The following is a 16,371-nucleotide window of genomic DNA, read 5'->3' as shown; positions in this document are numbered from 1 at the left end:
CAGATGAGCATTGGACCGAGCCGCCCGCCGGCTGAAGGCCGCGTCAGGGTTGCGGCACCGCGAGCCCAAGCCACGCACATTCCGTACCGCACCAGCGTCTCCCAGGAAGTTGCCGAGCAATCCGCCGTCGGGGAAGTGATGGTCCGCTCCCTCATCCGTTCACAGCTGCGCCTTGCTTTGGTGGTGACGGCAGGCTTTATTGCCGCACTGCTGCTCTGCTGGGCACTTGTGCACTTGGTTCCCACATTCGCTGACTGGCGGATTCTTGGCGTCCCCGCGCCGTGGCTGCTGCTGGGCGTGGGCATCTACCCCGTCATTGGAGCTTGTGCATGGCTTTATGTGCGCGCAGCAACGAAGAATGAGAATCAGTACCGCGATCTGGTGGATGAGAAGTGAACCCGGGAATCGGCTACACGGCGTTGATCCTGGTTTCAGCGATCACTACCATCATCGGCTTTTACGGGCTGCGGGTCTCCCGCACCACGAGCGACTTCTACGTGGCCTCACGCACTGTAAAACCGTGGTGGAATGCCTCTGCTATTGGAGGTGAGTACCTGTCAGCAGCAAGTTTTTTGGGCATCGCCGGACTCATCGCCATCTCCGGGCTCGATGCCCTCTGGTTCCCCATCGGCTACACGGCCGGCTACCTGATGCTGCTGTTCTTTGTCGCCGCCCCCCTGCGCCGATCGGGCGCATACACCATCCCCGACTTTGCCGAGGCCAGGCTCGAATCCGCCACGGCCCGCTACGTCACCAGCGTGCTGGTGGTGGTGGTTGGCTGGTTCTACATTGTGCCGCAATTGCACGGTGCCGCATTGACCATTCGCACCACCACGGGGCTGCCATCATGGGTGGGGGCAGGTTCCGTCGTCGTCGTGGTCTGCCTGACGGTGGTGACAGGCGGCATGCGCTCCATCACGTTCGTGCAGGCCTTCCAGTACTGGCTCAAGCTGACGGCCCTGGCCGTGCCCGCCATCTTCATCCTGCTCATGCTCTCCGGCACCACCGGTTCCGGTGCCGCCATTCCGGCTGGCACCGAGTTGTTCCCGCCTTCAATGCCGTTGTCCGGTGATTCCACCTACAGCACTCTGTCACTCATGGTGGCCCTGCTGTTTGGAACCTTGGGCCTGCCGCACGTTTTGGTGCGTTTCTATACCAACCCCGACGGCGCGGCCGCCCGCCGCACGACCCTGATCGTGCTGGGGCTACTGACCATCTTCTACCTATTCCCCACCATCTACGGCGTGTTGGGCAGGGTATTTCTGCCTGACCTAGCCGCCAACGGCTACCCGGATGCCACAGTATTGCTGCTGCCCGGAACGCTGATTGGCGGGCTGGGCGGGGAGATCCTCTCAGCCCTGGTGGTCGCGGGCGCTTTCGCCGCCTTCTTGTCCACAACGTCAGGACTTGTGGTTTCGCTGGCAGGTGTCATCAGCCAGGACGTGCTAGGTGGAAGTGTGCGCGGGTTTAGAATCGCGGCCGTCTTCGCCGCCGTTGTTCCTTTCGGCGTGGCCATGGTGACGGATTCACTGGCGCTGGCTGGCAGTGTGGGCCTCGTCTTTGCCTTCACGGCCTCCACCATCTGCCCCCTACTGCTGCTGGGGATCTGGTGGCGAGGGCTCACCGACGCCGGAGCCGTAGCCGGCATGTTGGCCGGTGGCATTCTGTGCGGGTCAGCCATCATGCTCGGCGCCCAAACGGCAGCCGATTCCGTGTGGCGCGATCTACTGACGCAGCCCGCGGCATGGACCGTACCCGCAGCGTTCTTTGTCACGATCCTGGTGTCCAAGGCAACTGCACAGCGGCGCAGTTCTTCCGTGTCACGTTTCATGACCAAGTTGCACGTACCGGAAAGACCTTTGGCCGTGGATAACCCGCGAACCCAGCCCAACTGACGTTGCTTGGCCTGCTGGCTGCATGGTCTGCTAACTGATCGTCCGGCTGGAAAGTAGACGTTAGTCAGCGGGGTGTCATCGAGTCGTTGGTCGCCATCAGTTCCACAACACTGTCCAAGAATGCGTCCACTTGGCTTTCTTCGTAGCCGTCGGCGCCCTTTTCACGAGCAAACACCGCCCGACGCACTACGTCGACGCTGAGTTCACCGTTGGCTTCGATGTAGGTCAGCAGTTCGCGGCAAAGCACGTCAACGTCGTTGAAGTTATAGCTTGCGGCATTCCTCCTCCTGGGGCGCCGGAAGCGATCCCCGTCGGGACGGTGGAGACGAGCGCGCAGCACAGTGACTGACTTACCGATCTTCATCATCCACGCCTGTTCACCCTTTGTCGCGATGAGCAGTTCTTTTTCACGAAGCACGTACTCGTCTTCGATCCGGTCCATGGCGGCGTCAACCGCCTGCGGACTGTAACCTCCGCGTGCGGGGTCAAAGGCGGCCGTGCGCACGTCTCGGCTGGTGACGGCAGTTCCGAGCGTGTCAGTGTTCTGGAAATAGGCTCGGGCACGCTCCAAAAACACGTCCACTTGCTTGACGTTGTAGCCAACATCGTTCGGGCCCACCAGCTTCAACTTGGAGTTGATCTGGGTTGTCTTTTCCGCTGTCACTGTCATTCCTTGAACTATTATCTTGTGAAACGCAACAATGGGGGGCCGGCCCTATGGCCTTGGCACCGTGGCCTCGGCCCCTAGAACTGGCCCAATACGGTAAAGATGGCGTAAGCCACAGGAGCTGCAAATAGGATCGAATCCAGCCTGTCCATGACGCCGCCATGGCCGGGAAGGATGTTGCTCATGTCCTTTACGCCTAGTTCACGCTTGATCATTGACTCGGCAAAGTCACCACTGGTGCCGGCACACACCATGCCCACGGCCAGGACCAAACCGACCCACCACTGCTGGTCGAGCAGGAATACCGTGGCCGGAATGGCCACCAGCGTCGCTCCACCCAAGGAACCGGCAAAGCCTTCCCAGGACTTCTTGGGGCTGATCTTCGGGGCCATGGGGTGCTTTCCAAAAAGAACGCCCACAAGGTAGCCGAACGTGTCGTTCGCAACCACCAGCAGCAGCATGATGATCACTTGTACGATGCCCGCGTTGATGTCACCCAGGTTCATGGTCAACTCAGTGGTGGGTCCGCTTTCGGCGCGCAGCATCAAGAATACGAAGCTGAGAAGGAAGGGTATCCACAGCAGCGAGAAAACACCTGCGGAGATGCTCTTCAAAGCCCCAGGTGCGGAGTCCAGCGAACGCCACAAAAGTGTTGCACCCGCGCTGGCGGCGAGGGCGAAGAGCAGCCCCTCCGCACCGGCGAAATATGCCGAAGCCGGCATGGCCAGGGCACCTACCATAACGGGGGTCAGCGGAGCTTTGATGCCCCTGCCGGCGATGGCCCGGGTGACTTCCCAAACACCAACACAGGAAAATGCTGTTGCAAGTACAACGAACCCGACCGGGTAGAACAGGAGGGAACCGACCACAAGGGCCAGAAGAATGACGCCCACGGTGATGGCTGCAGGCAGATCGCGCCCGGCTTTGGGGGTCCGCGGTGGTTTCACCTTGGTGGCGGCCTCGGGCAGCACGCCGAAGGGTCCTTGGGACACGGGGATCATCGGAATGCCGTTTGCCTGAGCTGCGGAGACCGGTAGCGGTGCAGCTTGTTCAGCACTGTCGACGCCGGCCGGTGCAGATTCCACCGCAGCCGGCTCTTTCGCCGCCGCATCCCCTGCCACAGTGCCGGTGGGGGTAGCGGCGGAAGCGGGTTCGCCGTCGTACTTATCCTTGGAAGGTGCCTCCTGCGCGGAAGTTTTTTTGGGCACGATCATGGGAATCATTCCCGTCATCTCCGCATGACGGCGGTCCTTCCGTGAAGAAAATTGGTAGTTAGCCGGAGCTGGCACCAACCCGGCTTCTGAATTTGGCGCGGCAGGCTCCCCAGCGGAACCTGCCGGCACACTCTTGGGGTCCGTCATTAGACCTCTAGAAGCTCGACTTCCTTGCGCTTCAGCAGCTCATCGATATTCTCCGTGTGGGCCTTGGTCAGCCCATCGAGTTCCTTTTCAGCACGGGCGCCGTCATCTTCACCGGCGTCGCCGTCCTTGACCAGCTTGTCCAGCTGCTCCTTGGCCTTGCGGCGGATGTTGCGCACCGAAATCTTGGCGTCTTCACCCTTTGTCCGCACAATCTTGACGTACTCCTTGCGGCGTTCCTGGGTCAGCTCGGGCATCATGATGCGGATGATGTTGCCGTCGTTGGACGGGTTGGCACCCACTTCCGAGGAGCTCAGGGCACGCTCAATGTCATGCAACGCCGTCTTGTCGAACGGTGTGATGAGCAGCGTGCGGGCTTCGGGGACGGCGAAGGAGGCAAGCTGCTGCAACGGGGTGGGTGAGCCGTAATACTCAACCATGACCTTGTGGAACATGGCCGGGTTGGCGCGCCCTGTCCGAACCGCGGAGAATTCCTCTTTGGCAACCTCAACGGCCTTGTCCATCTTCTCTTCGGCCTCGAGCAAAGTATCTTCGATCACGCGTCTCTCCCTCAATAAGTGACTACACAACTTTTCCGCGGCATGTGCCCACGGCAATTCTGAAACCATCCTACCGTGAGCTGCACCGATGCCGGGGCCAGCCACGCGTTCAAACAGCCGTTCGGCACGGCTAGGGGGTGACCAACGTTCCCAGTTCCTCGCCGAGGATGGCGCGGGCCACGTTGCCCTCACCTTCCATTCCGAACACCAACATGGTGACGTTGTTGTCCTTGCACAGGCTGAACGCCGTTTGGTCCATGACGCGGATGTCCCGGGCCATGGCTTCGTCGTAGCTGAGGTGGTCCAATTTGACGGCGGTGGGGTCCTTCTTCGGATCTGCCGTGTAGACCCCGTCAACGCCATTCTTGGCCATGAGGACGATGTCGGCATGAACCTCCAGCGCGCGCTGGGCTGCGACCGTGTCGGTGGAGAAGTAGGGCAGACCGGCACCGGCACCGAAGATGACCACGCGGCTCTTTTCCAGGTGGCGGATGGCGCGGCGCGGAATGTACGCTTCGGCGACCTGTCCCATGGTGATGGCGCTCTGCACGCGGGTATCCACACCAGCCTGTTCCAGGAAGTCCTGCAGGGCCAGGCAGTTCATGACGGTGCCCAGCATGCCCATGTAGTCGGCGCGGGAACGGTCCATGCCCTCAGCGGAGAGTTCGGCTCCGCGGAAGAAGTTGCCGCCGCCCACCACAATGGCGACCTCCACAGTGTCAACCGTGCTGGCGATCTGCTGTGCGATGCCGCGAATGGTGTCCGGATCAACGCCCAACTTGCCGTTGCCAAAGACTTCCCCTGAGAGCTTCAACAACACACGACGGCGTTTGCCAGCCTTGGGTGCCGGGGTGCTGGGCGCGGTCTGCGAAATATTCGTGGTCATGGTGCCTTCCGTGGGTGCCGGTTTTGTTGCTTCTTTTGTTGCTTCACTGTGCGCCAGCGAGCTGCTGTGCTGGGGCGATGGGGTGTTGCACTGGATCTCTCGCCGTGTGCGGAGAAAGGGTGCCTTCGAAAATCTTAGCCGACGTTGGATGCAAAGAAGGGGCAACCGCTGTGTGCGGCCACCCCTTCTTCGTCACATCAAGCTACTTAGCTGGCGTGAATTATGCTCCAACGCGGAAGCGTGCAAAAGCGACAGGCTTGACGCTTGCTTCGCTCAGTACGGTGCCGACGCTCTTCTTGGCGTCCTTGGCGAAGGACTGGTCAACCAAGACGGACTCCTTGAAGAATCCGGTCAGGCGGCCTTCAACGATCTTCGTCATGGCTGCTTCGGGCTTGCCTTCGGCCTGTGCGGTTTCGGCAGCGATGCGGCGTTCGTTTTCAACGACCTCAGCGGAGATTTCGTCGCGTGTCATAACGGACGGGGACATGGCAGCAATGTGCACGGCCACGTCGTGGGCAACTTCCTGGTTCTCGCCGTCGATGGCGAACAGCACGCCAACCTGGGCCGGGAGGTCCTTGGAGGTCTTGTGCAGGTAGGCATCAACCGTGGCGCCTTCAACGCGGGCCATGCGGCGGACGGCCACCTTTTCGCCCAGCAGTGCGCCAGCTTCGATGACGACCTCGGACATGGGCTTGCCGTCCACGTCAACGGCCAGCAGGCCTTCAACATCAGAAACGCCGGAGGAGATGGCCGTGGCCAGAACCTTGTTGGCGAATTCGATGAAGGGAGCAGCCTTGGCGACGAAGTCGGTTTCACAATTGACCTCAACCATGACGCCGACGCCACCCTCGACGGCAGCGGCAACGAGGCCCTCTGCAGTGGAGCGGCCTTCGCGCTTGGTGGCGCCCTTGAGGCCCTTGATACGGATGAGCTCCATGGCCTTGTCAGCGTTGCCGTCTGCTTCGTCGAGAGCCTTCTTGACGTCCATCATGCCGGCGCCCGTGCGCTCGCGCAGAGCCTTGATATCTGCTGCGGTGTAATTCGCCATATTGAAACTCCTGTTTCTAGTTGTCTTGGTTGCCACTTGCTTCATTTCCCGCACTAGGCGGGCACAGCACTGCCGGAACGCCAATTGGCATCCCGGCAGGCTACGAGAGTTACTTGTCTTCGGTCTTCTCTTCGGAGAGGACTGAAGCGGCTTCCTTGGCCGGTGAGTCTGCAATCAGTGTCGCAGCAGCATTCTCGGCTTCGGTGCCGGAGAGCACTTCGGCTGCTTCTTCGGCGGAGATTGCCTTTGCTTCGCCCTCGGCAGCGTCGTGTCCAACAAGGAGTTCGCGCTCCCACTCGGCGAGGGGCTCGGCCGGTGCTTCTGCGTTGCCGGTTGCCTTGGCGTTGCGGGCGATGAGGCCTTCAGCAACGGCGTCGGCGATCACACGGGTCAACAGTGCAACGGAGCGGATGGCGTCGTCGTTGCCCGGGATCGGGAAGTCAACTTCGTCAGGGTTGCAGTTGGAGTCCAGGATGGCAACAACCGGGATGTTCAGCTTGTGTGCCTCGTCGATGGCGAGGTGTTCCTTCGGGGTGTCAACAACCCAGAGCACTGAAGGTGCCTTGGTCAGGTTGCGGATACCACCGAGGTTGGTCTGCAGCTTGGTCAGTTCACGCTTGAGGAGCAAGAGCTCCTTCTTGGTGTGGCCCGAGCCGGCGACGTCGTCGAAGTCGATCTCTTCGAGTTCCTTCATGCGCGAGATGCGCTTGGAAACCGTCTGGAAGTTGGTGAGCATTCCACCCAACCAGCGCTGGTTCACGTAGGGCTGGCCCACGCGGGTAGCCTGGTCGGCAATTGCTTCCTGAGCCTGCTTCTTGGTACCGACGAAGAGTACGGTGCCGCCGTGTGCAACGGTGGCCTTCACGAACTCGTAGGCGCGGTCAATGAAAGACAGTGACTGCTGCAGATCGATGATGTAGATGCCGTTGCGCTCCGTGAGGATGAATCGCTTCATCTTCGGGTTCCAACGACGGGTCTGGTGTCCAAAGTGGACGCCGCTGTCAAGCAGCTGGCGCATTGTTACGACGGGCATGCCGACGCTCCTTCTTATAATTTTACGGTTGTTTAGCGTTTGGTTCTGCCCGGAAATCCGGTAAGTTCCTGCGCTCCTGGCACCCATCGTGCATTCCATCAACCACCGCAAGGCGGACCGTATGGGCACAATCCATCAGCAGGATCCGAAAAACTTTCCGGTACCTCATCAGGGTGGGGTGCGCGTAGTCAATGCACAATCAGCGCACTGCTGCATCAATACTACTACAACACAGCAACCGCGGCGGACAACATTCACTCCCCCACAGCCCCTATTTCCCGTTGTTTTGCCCACACATTGGCTCACCAGCCACCCAGGCTTGGCGGGGCGAGTGCACGATGGATGAATGATCATGCCTATTGGTTCCTGGCGCCTGGTCCAGAGGACACGACTGCCGGGTTCCCTTCTGACCATCGCGCTGATGTTGCTTGCCACCTCTGCTTCCACGCCAGCGTCTGTTGCAGCGGATGTCGGTGGGGCTGCAATGTCGCGTTCCGCTGCGCTTGCCGGACCACGTCCGACGTCGGCCGCTCCCCTGCCAGCCTCCCTCGCCTGGGGATGGCCGCTGGCAGGAAAGCCGCAGGTGGTACACACCTTCGATCCGCCAGCCAAGCCGTGGCTGTCCGGGCACCGCGGCGTCGATCTGGCCGCCATTCAAGGGTCGCCGGTACTTGCACCGACTGACGGGGTCGTGTCGTTTGTCGGGAAGGTGGTGGACCGTTTCGTGCTGACCATTGCCACCCAGGACGGGTTGCGGCTGAGTTTTGAGCCTGTTACCTCTACGTTGAAGTCTGGCGACGCCGTCAAGCGCAGCCAGGTTCTGGGTACTGTTGAAGGAATCACGCATTGCAACGGCGGTGCCTCAGGGGTTTCCAGCTGCCTGCATTGGGGTGTGCGGCGTGGAGATGAATATTTGGATCCCCTGCAATTCGTTCTGGACCTGCGCCCCTCGGTGCTGCTCCCCCTGCGTGAGTGAGCCGGGGGAACAGGCTGGGGAAGTTGCGCAGGGCGCCTAGACGATGGCTGAAATGCCGGTGATGGCGCGGCCTGTCACGAGGGTGTTGATCTCGTAGGTGCCTTCGTAGGAGTAGATGGCCTCCGCATCGGCGAAGATTTTGGCCATTTCATAGTCGGTGACAATGCCGTTGCCGCCGAAGAGGCTCCGGCCCATGGCGACCGTTTCACGCATGCGTGCGGTGGTGAAGGCCTTGGCCAGTGCCGATTGCTCGTCCTTTGCCTGGCCTAGGTCTTCGAGTTGGGACAGCCGGACCATCATGGAAGTCGAGGCGACGGTGTTGCCCAGCATCTTTACCAACTGGTCCTGCACCATTTGGAAGGAGGCGATGGGACGGCCAAATTGCTGGCGCTCCACGGCGTAGCGGCGGGCAACGTCGAAGGCGGCCATTTGCTGGCCCACGGCCTGCCACGCGACGGCCAGACGAGTGACCTTGAGAACCTTGTTGACGTCGCGGAAGCTGTTGCCGCCCGCAAGCTTGAACTCATGCGGAACCACGACGTTCTCCAACGTGATGTCGGCGTTTTGCACTGTGCGCAGGGCCGTCTTGTTTTCAATCTTGCTGGCGCTGTAGCCGGGCAGTGCGGTGTCAACGAGGAAGGCCTTGACCTGGTTGTCGACCACGTCGCGGGCGTAGATGACCACCCAGTCGGAGAACGTGGCGTTGCCGATCCAGCGCTTGGCACCGTTCAGGATCCAGTTGTCGCCATCACGCACTGCCGTGGTGCGCGTGCCCCCGGCAACATCGGATCCACCCAGCGGTTCCGTCAGGCCAAAGGCGCCGATTTTCTTCATGGCGTAAATGTCGGGAAGCCATGCAGCCTTCTGTTCTTCCGAGGCCAAGGCTTCGATGGAGCCGGTGAACAGGCCGTCGTGCACTCCCATGAACGTGGCAAGTGAGGCGTCTGCCCTGGTGAATTCAGCATGGCTCAATCCGGCATACAAGCTGGAGTAGCCCTGCCGGTGGACAGGGCTCATGATGTCCAGTTCGGCCAGCTTGGGGATGATCTCCATGGGGAATTCCGCGCGGTTCCAGCAGTTGGTGGCAATGGGCTTTACTTCCTTGCCCAGGAAGTCCCGAAGTTCTTGCAAGCGTTCCCGCTCTTCACTGGAGAGCATCTGCTCAAATCCGTAGAAGTCGCCATCGGCGTAGGGAAGGTTGTTTAGATCTACTGCTGCCTTGGACACGGCATTCCTTTGCTCGAACTCTTTGTTGGTCAGTCAACAGCTCAGCCCAGCGCCAAACATGTTACCCATGAGTAACATACCGTCTTCGCGTGATCCACGCAACAGGCGGGTGGTCCTCGGATCTCGATGGTCGCCACTTGCAGGGTATGCAGCACTCTCGGGGGCTGTTGTGGTGATCGGACGCCGCTATAGCAGCCTCCGATCACCACAACAGCCCCCGCAGGTCATTTCTGCCTCGGCAGATCCGACCCACGCCGGGCACGGCCGTTAAAACAGGAATCCCCCGGAACCGTGATGGTTCCGGGGGATTTGCACGTAGGGCCACTCGGACTTGAACCGAGGACCTTAGGATTATGAGTCCCGCGCTCTAACCAGCTGAGCTATGGCCCCATGCAAACGTGCCCTGCCCTGAAATGCTGCTCAAGGAAAAGCACTCCTATAATCCTAAGGGGTGAAGGCCTAAACTGCGTGATCCTCGTAGCTGCCGCCACGATAAATGTCCTCAAAGGTGTCAAGAGTTGCCTGCAGCCCGTGCCTAGCCACCATGGAGTGGCTTGCAGCACCCATGGCAGCACGATCCTCCGGTGACAGGCGCATGATCGTGGCGATCTTCTGCGCCAGGTCGTCGCTGTCGTTCGGCTTGAATAGGTAACCGTTGACGCCGTCGTTAACCAGGTGGGGCAAAGCCATGGCGTCGGCCAGCACCACGGGGGTGGAGGCACTCATGGCTTCCAAGGTGACCAGTGACTGCAACTCGGCGGTGCCCGGCATGACGAACAGGTCCGTCTTCAGGTAGACCTCACGCAGTTCGGCGTCGCTGATCAGGCCAGTGAACGTCACCCGGTCAGCCAAGCCAAGCTTCTCCGCCTGTGCCTTGAGCGCCGCCTTGACCTCGCCACCGCCCACCACGATGAGGTGGAGGTTAAGGTCCGCCGGGGTCTTGGCAATGGCGTCAACGAGGACATCAATGTGCTTTTCCTCGGCCAGTCGGCCCACGAAGGCAACGATCGGGTAGTCGTGGCGTGGGACCGTTTCACCCTCGGCCAGTTCGTAGTTGCCAGCCTCAATGCCGTTGGACAGCGGCAGGACCTTCCGCAGGAACGCGTGCTGGTGCATGGCTTCAGCCGCCAGCGGGGTAGGTGTTGTGACAACATCGGCCTGGCTCATGACCTTGCCCATGTCGCGCCAAGAGACGCGGCCAACAATGTTCTTGAACCACTGCGGGAACGGCAGGAACGGGTTCAGGTTTTCGGGCATGAAGTGGTTCGTTGCCACCACGCGGATCCCGCGGCGGACAGCCTCATACACTACGTGCTCGCCAATCATATAGTGGCTCTGTACGTGCACCACATCAGGCTGAATCTCATCGAAGAGGGTGGCAATGTCCTTCTTGATCTCCCATGGCAGGCAGATTCTGAAGTACTCGTGGGTGGGCACGGGCCGTGACCGCAAGCGATGCACCGTTGCTTCGGGGCGTTGTTCGGTGAACATGGGGCCGCCGTCCGGCCGGCAGGCCATCACGTGAACATTGTGTCCCCTGGCCGTCATCCCCGTTGCCAGACGGAAGCAGAACTGTGCTGCCCCGTTAATGTGGGGAGGGTAGGTGTCTGCGGCAATCAAGATGGTGAGCGGCTTGTCGACGCGGTCACTCGGGGTGGATGTCACGGATAAAACTCCTGGTGGCTATTCGTTTGGTCCGCGGGACGGCCCGTTACTGTCGCTGCTGTTTCTTGGCGGCTTTGCGCCGCTTCAACACGTCCGGGTGGTGTCTTGAGAGCGCAATAACCCCAACGATAGCAAGGATCGCGGCACCTCCCATGGCAATAGCCACGACGGGTGGAACGTTGTCGCGCAGCTCACTCAAAATGACGATGCCGATGCTGATGCCCACGATCGGATCGATGACCGTCAGCCCGGCAATCACCAGATCCGGGGGTCCGCTGGCATAAGCACTTTGCACAAACCAGCTGCCGAGCCCGCCGGCTACAGCTATCGCAATGACCGAATACCATTGGACATTCAAGAAAAAGAGCCCATTGGGGTCAAATATCTGCTTGGAAATAATGCGTGCCAACACGGCAACGAAGCCAAACAACACACCCGAACCCAGAATGAAAAAGAACGCTTTGAGTCGTTTTTTGAAAATGACCAAGGCCCCACCAAAGACGATCACCACCGAGGCCAACAACAGCACAACCGTCAACTCCTGTGTGGAGGTGACGGTTGTGTTTTCGCGCACGACATTGACCGCCATCAACACGAACAGCGCACTGCCCGCAACACAAGCAGATATGGAAACCACAGTTGCCCTGTTAAGCCGAATTCCCTGGTCGCGGGAATTCACGATGGTGGTGATCACCAGCGCAATGGCGCCGATGGGCTGCACCACCGTCAGCGTCCCCAGCGTCAAGGCCACGACGTTCAACACCATGCCAATACCCAACAGTATGAGCCCCAGCACCCACCGGGGGTTGCGCAGCAGCCGTAAGAAACCCGAGCCACCCAGAGCCAGCCCGCCCGTGTTGTTTTGCACGGCACTACCTTGACGCTGCGCACCGAAGGCCAGGAAGAATGCTCCAGCCACCGCACACGCTACGGCAAGCCACATCACGGGCGGCCCTGCACAGTGCCAGCTGGCAGATGCAGCTCTCGGTGTTTGTGCAGGAGAGCAACGAAGTACTGATAAAACGCAATGACGTGCATGATCATGGCCGAACCCAAAAATACCCAACTGAGTACGAAGGTGAAATCCGACTCCAACGCCTTTGCCAGGAGCAGCATGGGTGTACCGATCATCAACGCAGCTGTCCGCGTCTTGCCCAGCAAGGTGACCTTTAGATCCGCGTCCCCCCGGAAGAAGTACAGCGTGGCGCTCAGAAGGACGACGTCGGGAATCAACAGCAGCAGGAGCAGCCACAGTGGCAGGAACCCGGCAATCACCATGGTGATCATGACGGCTACCAGCGCTACTCTGTCAGTCACTGGATCCATGATCCGACCCAGTTTGGAGGTCTGGTTCAGCTTCCGCGCAACAAATCCGTCGATCCAGTCAGTGCTGCCCATGAGGGCCAGCACAAACACCCCCCATCCATATTCCTGGCGAGCCAGGACCAGCCACACGAAGACGGGCGTGCCGAGAAACCTGACGACGGTGATGAGGTTGGGAACCGTCAGGATGGCATCAGAGCCCACCGCGGAAGCGCTGGAATTGCCGGAGATTTCATTCACCCCTTTGGATGTGTGGTTCGGGCTGCGCCCGTGACGGCGGCTTTGTGGTGGCATCGACCGGCTAGGTTATGGCGGTGAATGGCAGAGCAGACTACTTCTTCATCAACTTCCGCAGGAAGACCACACAGGCGGTGGCTGCTATGGCGAAAACGGCCAAGGGCTTCCAGCGCTCCTTGACGGTGTCCACGCTCTGCTGCACGGCGCCGGCAGCGGCTTGATTCACTGTTTCCTTGGCCTTGCTCTTCGCTGAGGCCACCAGATAAGACGCCTGCTTCTTCACATCGGCTTCGACCAAGAGATCCTCGCGCAGTCTGAGCAGGTGTTCGCGGCGCGCTTTGGTGCGTGCAAGAAGCTCGGTGGTGTTGGCTGTGGGGCCGTTTTCGGCGTCCTTGGCAGCACGCTCTGCCGCAGCCTTCGCCTTGGCTTCCTCCTCCTCGGCCTTCTTCGCCTTCTTCTGTTCGCGCGTCATGGGTTCGGGGTCAAGACTTGTCGGGTCGAAGTCGCGGCCGTGCTGTGCGACGCCCAAGTCGTAGCGAATGCCGCGCCACGCGAGTTCGGGCAGCAGCGGAAGCAGGGATTTGAACTTCTTCACCGCAATCAGAGCGCAGATGCCCAACACCACCAAGAGCGCGGCGGTGACAATCAACGCTGAGAGCCACAACGGAAGGACCGTTCCCAGCCCCGCAATGGCGGCCACCACGAGGGCGATGACCAGGAGGAAGACGAAAACTAAAGCAAGGGCGGCAAAGACTGCTACGCCGGTGACCCGGGATTTCTTGTCTCCAAGTTCCAGCTTGGCCAACGCAATTTCGTCGTTCAGCTGGCGCGGCACAAGGCGGAAGGCAGTCTTTGCCGTCTCCACCAGCGCTGAGCCCCGCTCCTTCAAGCTTTCATCTGCCTCGATATGCATGTCCTTTTGCACTATCGTCACTGAGTCCGCCTCCGTAGTCTATGGACTGCGTCGTACTACATTGCACGCGCACAGGCCCAAAATCGTTGCGGCTCCTTCTGGTCAAGGCACCGCCGTAGAGTCAAAATTACCATCCATCATGCTTGGCGTGGGCGCTGCCGTTCCCGGGCGTGGTTGCGAAATGACAACACCTCTCCTGAAGTTGCGTATTTGTGCTCATGCTCACCTCTTTTCATTTCGTCGCATCAGCGGCCCAAAATGCACATACCATGAACCGTTGGGCACTTCATTTTTACGCTGCCCCAGCACTTCTGAACACCATGATTTTTGAGGATTCTCGTTTTGACCACCACCATTCACCCAGGTGATTCCCTATCCCGTCGGCAAAAGCTGATCTATGTTTTGGTGCTGGGCCTGTTGACCGCGCTGGGCCCCTTCACCATCGATTTGTACCTGCCGGCATTTCCCATCATTGGCAAGGAGCTAGGTGTCAGCGCCACCGCCGTCCAGCTGACACTGACAGCCACCACCATCGGTTTCGCCGCCGGGCAGCTGATTGTGGGCCCATTCAGCGACAAATTTGGCCGACGCATGCCGCTGATCCTTGCCACTGCCGTGCACGTAGCCGCCTCCATTGGGGCCGCCATGTCCACGGACATCACCATGCTGGGCATGTTCCGCGTGCTGCAGGGCATAGGTGCCGCTGGCGGTGCCGTGGTGGCCATGGCCATGATCCGGGACCTCTTTGGCGGTTACCAGCTGGTGAAAATGCTCTCTCGCATGGCACTGGTGAATGGCATGGCCCCGATTCTTGCCCCCGTGATCGGTTCACAGTTGCTGAGCATCATGCACTGGCCCGGAATCTTCTGGTTCCTAGCCATTTACGGTGCGATGGTAGTTGTGGCCACGTTCATGTTCATCGTTGAGACCCTGCCTGCTGAGAAGCGGAAGTCCGACGGCGTTCGCGCCGCCGACAGGTACAGGGCCGTATTCAGCGACAGGATCTTCGTAGGTACCATCCTGGTGGGCGGACTGAACTTTGCCGCCCTGTTCACCTATCTCTCAGCTTCCACGTTCTTGTTCCAAAACACATTTGGCTTCACTCCGCAGCAATATGGCTATTTGTTTGCGGTGAATTCCCTTGGCGTGGTGTCCGGTGTGCAAGCCGCCTCGCGCCTCATGCGCCGCATAGGTCCACAGTGGGTCATCGCGTGTGCAACGGTCGCCCAGGTAACCGCCGCCGTGGCTATGGTGGTGTTCGACAAGTTGGGCTTTGGCCTGTGGGGAGTCATCATCCCGCTGTGGTTCTTCATCTGCGCTACAGGCTTCATGTTCCCTTCAGTACAGGTTCAAGCACTGACCCGCCACGGGAAGCAGGCCGGCACCGCAGCCTCACTCATGGGTGCCACAAACTTTGGTTTTGCCGGATTGATCACCCCGGTTGTGGGCATTGTGGGCGTGGCCACGGCTGCTCCCATGGCATTGATCATGGGCACGTGCTCGCTGCTGGCCATGGCTATGCTGTGGTTCGTGGTCCGACCCAGAACGGTGCCCAGCATCTAGCACCACCGCACTGCCACCGAAGCAAGCATCCGAAGTGACGTCTTGCCATGGCGCGGCCTCAACAAAAACGGGCGTGCTGTGGAAAGCTGGAACTATGATGCTGCTGACACCGAACAAAGCCCGACGGCGGCTGGCCACCGCGTCCATGGCTGGTGTCGCCGGTTATGTCCTCGTGGACGTGGCGCTCCAGTTCCTCCCACCGCATTACAGCGTCATCAGCGATGCTGAAAGCAACCTCGCCGTTGGCCCGTTCGGATGGATCATGAACGTGAATTTTCTGGGCCGGACCGTCACTACCTGCTGCGCTGTTGCCGCCATCAATCGGGTCGGTTTACCCTCCAGCCTGCGACGAACCGGGACGGTTCTAATGTCTGTAGGGGGACTTAGCTCGGCAGTCCTGGCCTTTTTCCCGACTGACGTTGGTCCGGGACCGGCGACGACGGTTGGCACCGTCCATCTCTACGTGGCCGGTTCGGGATTCCTCAGTGCACTGGCCGGCATTCTTGTGCTGACCCGGTGGATACACCGCAGTACGGAACTGGAGAAGGCCTACCCAGCAGCACGCACCCTCGCGGTAATTTCGGCCTTCGGGCTCGCATCCCTGGGGTTGACCACCGTCCTGACGCCGAAACTGTTGGGTCTGGCCGAGCGGGTTTGCCTCGCCGGCGTTCTTGGCTGGGCAATGGCGGTGTGCACTGCCATCAGGGGATTGGACCGGCGGCGGTAACCAGGCCCCCCACTCAGGCTGCCAGCCGTGCGCCCTCAGGCCTCGCTGAGACGTGCCCCGACCAATAACGAGAGCCACCTACGACGCCCCAAAAACACCGTAGTTGGGTGATAGGGCGCAACGATATTCGTCTGTAAACTCGTCGCTTGTCACTCACTTTGCTTTGTAATGGCTGTCTCAGGTAGCAGTTAGCAGTCATTTTGTGGGTACTGAACGGCGATTTTGAACTGTCTAGAAGCGGGTTGTACGTTCGGCTGCGACGTGTTTGACAGTGCATCTCAGTCTGCCGGCCG

The 16,371-nt window shown here is 60.1% G+C and carries 16 protein-coding genes and 1 tRNA gene; 5 read left to right on the top strand and 12 right to left on the bottom strand.

What is annotated here, in order from left to right; genetic code table 11:
* Window positions 1–3 precede the first annotated feature (3 nt).
* Together JMA46_RS06465 and JMA46_RS06460 are read left to right on the top strand one after the other, a co-directional pair.
* Window positions 4–396 (top strand): hypothetical protein, encoded by a 393-nt coding sequence (locus JMA46_RS06465; protein ID WP_210768604.1) that lies wholly within the window; start codon window positions 4–6, stop codon window positions 394–396.
* Window positions 393–1,895 (top strand): cation acetate symporter, encoded by a 1,503-nt coding sequence (locus JMA46_RS06460; RefSeq protein WP_207344513.1) that lies wholly within the window; start codon window positions 393–395, stop codon window positions 1,893–1,895. Before JMA46_RS06465 ends, JMA46_RS06460 begins: the two co-directional genes overlap by 4 nt.
* A gap of 64 nt (window positions 1,896–1,959) precedes the next feature.
* On the opposite strand, the gene JMA46_RS06455 is transcribed toward JMA46_RS06460, so the two are convergent.
* From JMA46_RS06455 to rpsB, 6 genes are all read right to left on the bottom strand, one after another.
* A complete protein-coding gene (locus JMA46_RS06455) occupies window positions 1,960–2,565 on the bottom strand; it encodes a DivIVA domain-containing protein (RefSeq protein WP_207344512.1) in 606 nt (201 codons plus the stop codon).
* Between the two features lie 74 nt (window positions 2,566–2,639).
* On the bottom strand, window positions 2,640–3,563 hold the full coding sequence (locus JMA46_RS06450) for a phosphatidate cytidylyltransferase (protein ID WP_207344570.1): 924 nt from the start codon (window positions 3,561–3,563) through the stop codon (window positions 2,640–2,642).
* A gap of 359 nt (window positions 3,564–3,922) precedes the next feature.
* Window positions 3,923–4,480, bottom strand: a complete 558-nt coding sequence (gene frr / locus JMA46_RS06445) for a ribosome recycling factor (RefSeq protein ID WP_207344511.1) — start codon at window positions 4,478–4,480, stop codon at window positions 3,923–3,925.
* Between the two features lie 130 nt (window positions 4,481–4,610).
* On the bottom strand, window positions 4,611–5,366 hold the full coding sequence (gene pyrH / locus JMA46_RS06440) for a UMP kinase (protein ID WP_207344509.1): 756 nt from the start codon (window positions 5,364–5,366) through the stop codon (window positions 4,611–4,613).
* A 220-nt stretch (window positions 5,367–5,586) separates the two neighbouring features.
* Window positions 5,587–6,414, bottom strand: coding sequence for a translation elongation factor Ts (gene tsf, locus JMA46_RS06435; protein ID WP_207344508.1), 828 nt, complete (start codon window positions 6,412–6,414; stop codon window positions 5,587–5,589).
* A 109-nt stretch (window positions 6,415–6,523) separates the two neighbouring features.
* Window positions 6,524–7,447, bottom strand: a complete 924-nt coding sequence (rpsB, locus tag JMA46_RS06430; protein ID WP_207344506.1) for a 30S ribosomal protein S2 — start codon at window positions 7,445–7,447, stop codon at window positions 6,524–6,526.
* Between the two features lie 352 nt (window positions 7,448–7,799).
* On the opposite strand from rpsB, the gene JMA46_RS06425 reads away from it, so the two are divergent.
* Entirely contained in the window at window positions 7,800–8,423 is a 624-nt protein-coding gene (locus JMA46_RS06425; protein WP_247647104.1) for a M23 family metallopeptidase, read from the top strand.
* Window positions 8,424–8,459: 36 nt separating this feature from the next.
* On the opposite strand, the gene JMA46_RS06420 is transcribed toward JMA46_RS06425, so the two are convergent.
* The 6 genes from JMA46_RS06420 to JMA46_RS06395 all read right to left on the bottom strand — a co-directional run bounded on the left by JMA46_RS06420 (window position 8,460) and on the right by JMA46_RS06395 (window position 13,809).
* Window positions 8,460–9,650 carry an acyl-CoA dehydrogenase family protein gene (locus tag JMA46_RS06420; RefSeq protein ID WP_207344504.1) on the bottom strand — a complete coding sequence of 397 codons (1,191 nt, stop codon included), beginning with the start codon at window positions 9,648–9,650 and terminating at the stop codon, window positions 8,460–8,462.
* A 316-nt stretch (window positions 9,651–9,966) separates the two neighbouring features.
* Window positions 9,967–10,040, bottom strand: a tRNA-Ile gene (locus JMA46_RS06415).
* Window positions 10,041–10,109: 69 nt separating this feature from the next.
* On the bottom strand, window positions 10,110–11,315 hold the full coding sequence (locus JMA46_RS06410) for a glycosyltransferase (protein ID WP_207344503.1): 1,206 nt from the start codon (window positions 11,313–11,315) through the stop codon (window positions 10,110–10,112).
* A 46-nt stretch (window positions 11,316–11,361) separates the two neighbouring features.
* Window positions 11,362–12,261: a DMT family transporter gene (locus JMA46_RS06405; RefSeq protein WP_207344502.1), complete on the bottom strand. Its 900-nt coding sequence runs from the start codon at window positions 12,259–12,261 to the stop codon at window positions 11,362–11,364.
* A complete protein-coding gene (locus tag JMA46_RS06400; protein ID WP_348770079.1) occupies window positions 12,258–12,878 on the bottom strand; it encodes a CDP-alcohol phosphatidyltransferase family protein in 621 nt (206 codons plus the stop codon). The genes JMA46_RS06405 and JMA46_RS06400 overlap by 4 nt, the downstream gene beginning before the upstream one ends.
* Before the next feature lie 91 nt (window positions 12,879–12,969).
* Complete coding sequence (locus tag JMA46_RS06395; protein ID WP_348770078.1) at window positions 12,970–13,809, bottom strand: phage holin family protein; 840 nt, start codon at window positions 13,807–13,809, stop codon at window positions 12,970–12,972.
* Window positions 13,810–14,130: 321 nt separating this feature from the next.
* Between JMA46_RS06395 and JMA46_RS06390 the strand changes: the two genes are divergently transcribed.
* Both JMA46_RS06390 and JMA46_RS06385 read left to right on the top strand, forming a co-directional pair.
* Window positions 14,131–15,351 (top strand): multidrug effflux MFS transporter, encoded by a 1,221-nt coding sequence (locus tag JMA46_RS06390; protein WP_207344500.1) that lies wholly within the window; start codon window positions 14,131–14,133, stop codon window positions 15,349–15,351.
* 94 nt (window positions 15,352–15,445) lie between these two features.
* Entirely contained in the window at window positions 15,446–16,078 is a 633-nt protein-coding gene (locus JMA46_RS06385) for a DUF998 domain-containing protein (protein ID WP_207344499.1), read from the top strand.
* The last annotated feature ends 293 nt before the right edge of the window (window positions 16,079–16,371 follow it).

The sequence above is a fragment of the Arthrobacter sp. E3 genome, from assembly GCF_017353415.1.
GTDB lineage: Bacteria > Actinomycetota > Actinomycetes > Actinomycetales > Micrococcaceae > Specibacter.
The sequence above is the reverse complement of the archived record's forward strand: the minus strand, read 5'-3'. Positions and strand labels throughout refer to the sequence as shown.